A 4,897-nucleotide genomic window follows, 5' to 3' on the forward strand; every position below is an offset into this window, starting at 1 on the left:
GTACTATAGAGAGTTGCTGCTTTGCGGTCAAGTTGTTGGTGATAGGTTTAGGTTTAAATGGCTATTTCATCGCCATTTAAACCCAATCCTATTGTTATCGAAGAAAGAAGAAAAAGGCCCTTCTAGGCCTTTTAGGGAATCGATGCAAGGGGTGATACCTACTGTGGCTGATTCCTCGCCTCAAGAATATCAATTTTCGCTGATTTCACCGCCGGGTTTGATTTGATTTCTGCCAATACTGCCACGATGTCATCTTGCCCACTGGCATTGAGCTGCCCAAGCTTGGTGGTCTCATCAAAGTAAGTCACATTCAAGTTAAGCGACTCGGCCAACTCGTAGATGGTGCCTTGGTCCAGCAGCACGGTGATGTTCCCGGTCACTTTACCCAGTGTACGTGTGACTTCATTGTAAACTTGGTCTCCTGCTTTTAAAGCGCTATTGTCGAGGTTTATACCTTTATAACCATGTAGTTCAGAGAGTTCAGTTAAGGTGACTGGCCCATCGACTTGCGCGGCTAAGGCTTGCTCAGCATTGTGCCCTTTGGCCTTTGCTTCTGTTGGCATCGGCTTTGCATCATTGTCATTTGCCATGGTTGTACTGCTCCCAGCGACAGCGACGTGGGTTAATAATGCACTGGCAACAAAGGCTACTATCATCTTACTTTGCATGTGAAACTCCTTGTAATCTCTATTTAAACGGTTCGCTTTGTTGCTTAATGACCGTAAACACGGACTTGTGCCTTGGTGAGTTCGCTATCCACTTGGTTGTTGAGCACATCACCAAAATCAGCACGGTTGGTATCAACAAGATTCACGCTCCACTCCCCTTGCACTTTTTCACCAAGAAATGCATTGACGAGCATAGGCCCGCTTATGTGGTAAGCGTAACCGGGGGCAGAAGCATTGCCTAACCCTTGATACGCACCTAATGATGTTCTTGACGTAGCAAGAATCGCTTTTGTTCCCGCAGGCGAGGTCACTTGAATGGCAAGATCTGACGCAGCTGTACTTCCAGTGAGATCGCCGTTGCCGACTTTAAGCAAATCGTCATTTTTGATGTTAAAACCAAATTGCATTCCTTCAAGCGTCAGGTCGCCGTTAATGTCATCATCCAGCTGGAAACGAAATGTCGCGCCTTGTGCATCAGCATCTGGAATCGATATAGGAGAGTGCGTTGGTGTGATATCAATCCAATCAGTATGGCGCAGCGGCGGGAGTGTTGCGCTCTCTTGCTGTGCCAGCGCAACCGCTTTACCGGCATTTACCCGACCAAACCCATATTTATTGTTAAATGCATAACCAGCTGCGTTTTCAACCCAGCCTAAATGCGCGGTAACGCCGTTGCTCGGTTCATCAGTATCACGATGTCTATCAGTATCACTGATGCGGCTACCTGAAGATTGACTCCCCACTAATAGCGTCACAGGCGCGTCATCAGGATCAACCTTATCGGCAGTTTTGGCAAGGATATATCGAATCTCGCGCCAGCTTAGCGTTGGATTGGCCTCAGCAATGAGTGCCGTCACCCCAGTAACATTAGGGGCAGCAGAAGAGGTACCATTAAAGGTGTTGGTGTAGTTACAGTTTGGGTTTGCGTCTTGGTTTAAGTCTGTGCCTGGTGTGTTAAATGGCCAAACACGTTGGTGAAAGTCTTCTACCCCGAGCATAGAGAAGTAACTGCCATTGACCGCTTCAAATTGATCGACAGTGGCTTGGCTGGCATAGCCTTTCTCGCATGTCATCAAATCGGTGGTGATCATCGCCGGTGCTTCTGTCCCATATTCGCCAGCGGGAGCGGATACCCATAAGCTTGACCCTGCCGTGGAATAGCTTGATTTGCGCCCATCGGTATTGACCGCACCAATGGTCAGGGTATAAAAACTGGCGTTAGCCGGATCCCAGTTGCTGTCGTAGCAGCTGAATACACGTGATTGGTTTACATTGATTCCCGCCTGGGCTTGATCACATAAGGCATTTCCCTCTTGCCAATTTCCGCTAGAGATAAATGAGTTACCTGCCGATTTTATATTGAGAGCGCCCAAACCCTGTCTCAAGTTTGCTGTCGGATACTGAAAAAGTACCTCGTCAACATCGGTGGTTGCAATAAAAGCAGGCGCTGAGATGCCGTAACTGCGGTTGAAGGCTACGAGATTGTCATTGAGGCTAATACCAGAACCGTCTAAGCCATAACTGGCAAATTGTGACTGTTCACTTTGCTCTTCTAGGTAATTCATTCCGATCAGGCTGGCATCCGGTGCGACGCCACGACCACCTAATCCATTCCACCCTTTTGCCGCAATCAGCCCGGCAACCGAGGTCCCATGATCGCCACCGGTGCCTACCGGTGTTGGATCGCTTGAGCCATCTGCAAAGTTAATCGAGCGGTTGGGGAGTACATTATCCACAAGGTCTTCGTGATTGATAGCCATGCCTGAGTCAACTACGACGGTAATGCTATCTTTTCCGGTAATATTATGTTTATACGCCCCCAGCACATTCATATCTTCACCGGGGATAAGGATGCTGTCGTCGTATTGATGTTGCTGCTTAGCCTGCTCTTCGCTCATGCCTTGAGCTACACGTAGATCAACCCACGCCTGATACGTCTGTGCGTTCATGGCGTAACCCGTTTGGCCAGTGTTGTACAAATGCCACTGTTGTTGAGCTAACGGGTCAATTTTCACATCGCCGGTTATGGTGACGACTCCCGATTTTTTCAAACGACCATCCGATAAAGAATATTCGAAAGTACGCTTATCGCTATTTTGGGTCGGCATATAGTGAATCGCACGGCTCTCTCGCTCATAGATAAGCACCCCATGCGATAATTTGAATTGACCCTGCTGCAGTTGAGGCACTTCAACGCCATTTTCTGAAATAGAAAGTTGAAGGTTTTCGGTGGAAAATTCACTGTCAATAATATCAATCGATGTACCGACTAATTGTTTGTCGGCAACAATATCAAGATTTTCTTCATCAAATGCCTGTACAGAATTACTGTCTATTTCGTCATCACACCCAGCGAGCGCAATAGATACCAGCACCGCCGCTAATGTGCGTTTGTAAGTGGGATATAACATTGGACGAGGGTCGACAGGCGTGTTCTTTTTACTTAGCACCAAAATAAAGAAGAGTCAGTCAAAATAGTCATTCAGTTTAGTGATTTATGTTTGTTTCAATATAGTGTCGAGCCAGTCACAGTATGAGAAGGTTTTGATCATGTTATCGCCTAAAAGCACACTTACCCGCCGAGCTTGGCGTGATGGAAGCAAGTGAGCATGAAAGCTGTTAAACTCAGCACACAAATCGAATACGAATGAGAGCCTGATGACTTTATCCGAATTCCTTATCCAACATGCTGATAGCGCGCAACTGCTTAACGAAATGCAAACCCGTGGTGTGGTGACCGCCATGGCTGCCGCGCCCCATGTCATTAGCCCCAGTGAGTGGCTCCCCGTAATGTGGGGAGGTGACGAGCAAGCGCCATTTGAAAGCCATGAGCAGTTTGAGCAGTACGCGAACCTGATTGTCGATATTTGGAATGCGCAGCGCCAACAGCTGTTGGAAAAAAATTGGCAGTGGCCGGAAGGGTGTTTGTTGGATGACGCCGAAATTGTCAACCAAGCCACGCGCGATTTTGCCGAAGGCTTGTTGCAAGGCTGGAGCCTCACCCGTGATGATTGGGAAACATTGATGCCGGAAAACACCGATGGCAATGCCCTACTCGGTGGCGTGGTGCTTTCCATCAGCTTGCTTTACGATCCAGAAACCGCCCTTTCCACCATGGAAGCACAAGGCGCGGAAGAGTTGGCACAGTTTGAGGAAATCTTCAACGCCATGCCAACTATGTTGTGTGGCCTCACCCACCACGGCGCGGCACTGGCGGAAGATGCGGAAGGGGCATAAAGCAAGGTCCTAGGTCCTAGACGACGGAATACAGAGCGCTTCGCTTACGGAGTACGGGAAGAGACGAGACGCTTCGCTTCTAGAGACTAGATAAAGCAGATCATGCTCGCACTGAGGCTGTTGCTTTTTCTGTATTCCGTATTCCGTATTCCGTCAAATAATCCCATTAGCGACGATGACACAAGCCCCGGCAAGATGTTGGATATGTGCACATTGCCAACTGGGCGCCTGTCGCGATCGGTGCCAATTTTRACCACGATGTCGRWGGCGCCGTGCAACGGGCGCGCGGCGRAAATCACRCCAAGCTTGTGCGATCGAGAAGGCGCTTATACCGACCTACGCCTAGTTTATATATCGATGATTCCATCCGACCTTGTATTTTTTTAGGTAATATAAACAACTTACTGCCACTAATGAGCTTCTAATGCTTTATAAAACTCAGGGTTATCTTTAATAGTGTGAAGCACCTTCGCCGCTAAGCCTGAGGGGTTACGACGCTTATTTTCCCAGCTTTTTACTGTCTCTACGCTCACGCTCATTGCTTTGGCAAACTCAGAGCGAGATACATTCAGAATATCTTCACGAATAGCCTTAACGTCTTCAATGGCATAAGAAGTAACACGAGAGGGCTCCATGTTTTCTTTCTTGATTTCGACCGCCTCTTCAAGGGACGTCTTTAGATCTGCAAAAATACTCATTCCCCATTACCTCGAAGTTGTTTAACGAGTTCTTTCAACTGCTTTTTCTCTTCATGTGTCAAAGTTTCTTGCGTTGCTTTAGCATACACATACACTAAATAAATGGTTTCAGCGTGAGCAAAATAATATAGGACCCTTAGACTCCCGCTCTTTCCTTTCCCTTTCTTGGCCATCCTGACTTTTCTTAGCCCGCCTGTGCCTTGAATCATATCGCCTTTTTCAGGTTGAGCTATGAGTTCGCTCTGTAGCTCTTTCAACTCATCATCAGATGCGAGTACAGTAATTAATCTGGTA

5 protein-coding genes are annotated in these 4,897 nt (G+C 47.7%); 1 reads left to right on the forward strand and 4 read right to left on the reverse strand.

Translation table 11 applies throughout. The features are described 5' to 3' along the window. Nucleotides 1-158 precede the first annotated feature (158 nt). A complete protein-coding gene (locus tag BZG79_RS11620) occupies nt 159-668 on the reverse strand; it encodes a hypothetical protein (RefSeq protein WP_077679530.1) in 510 nt (169 codons plus the stop codon). Between the two features lie 44 nt (nt 669-712). Next, a complete protein-coding gene (locus tag BZG79_RS11625; protein WP_077774460.1) occupies nt 713-3,079 on the reverse strand; it encodes a S8 family serine peptidase in 2,367 nt (788 codons plus the stop codon). 247 nt (nt 3,080-3,326) lie between these two features. On the opposite strand from BZG79_RS11625, the gene BZG79_RS11630 reads away from it, so the two are divergent. After that, nucleotides 3,327-3,905, forward strand: coding sequence for a UPF0149 family protein (locus BZG79_RS11630; protein ID WP_077774461.1), 579 nt, complete (start codon nt 3,327-3,329; stop codon nt 3,903-3,905). A gap of 410 nt (nt 3,906-4,315) precedes the next feature. On the opposite strand, the gene nadS is transcribed toward BZG79_RS11630, so the two are convergent. Together nadS and BZG79_RS11640 are read right to left on the reverse strand one after the other, a co-directional pair. After that, nucleotides 4,316-4,603, reverse strand: a complete 288-nt coding sequence (gene nadS / locus BZG79_RS11635) for a NadS family protein (RefSeq protein WP_021024377.1) — start codon at nt 4,601-4,603, stop codon at nt 4,316-4,318. Further along, a complete protein-coding gene (locus BZG79_RS11640) occupies nt 4,600-4,887 on the reverse strand; it encodes a type II toxin-antitoxin system RelE/ParE family toxin (RefSeq protein WP_108743284.1) in 288 nt (95 codons plus the stop codon). The genes nadS and BZG79_RS11640 overlap by 4 nt, the downstream gene beginning before the upstream one ends. Nucleotides 4,888-4,897: the final 10 nt, after the last annotated feature.

This window comes from Salinivibrio sp. MA427, assembly GCF_001996115.1.
GTDB lineage: Bacteria > Pseudomonadota > Gammaproteobacteria > Enterobacterales > Vibrionaceae > Salinivibrio > Salinivibrio costicola.

Bases quoted from the DNA above. Each gene is read 5' to 3' on its own strand.
- BZG79_RS11630 (WP_077774461.1), top strand. From the start codon at position 3,327: ATGACTTTATCCGAATTCCTTATCCAACATGCTGATAGCGCGCAACTG.
- BZG79_RS11625 (WP_077774460.1), bottom strand. From the start codon at position 3,079: ATGTTATATCCCACTTACAAACGCACATTAGCGGCGGTGCTGGTATCT.
- BZG79_RS11620 (WP_077679530.1), bottom strand. From the start codon at position 668: ATGCAAAGTAAGATGATAGTAGCCTTTGTTGCCAGTGCATTATTAACC.
- nadS (WP_021024377.1), bottom strand. From the start codon at position 4,603: ATGAGTATTTTTGCAGATCTAAAGACGTCCCTTGAAGAGGCGGTCGAA.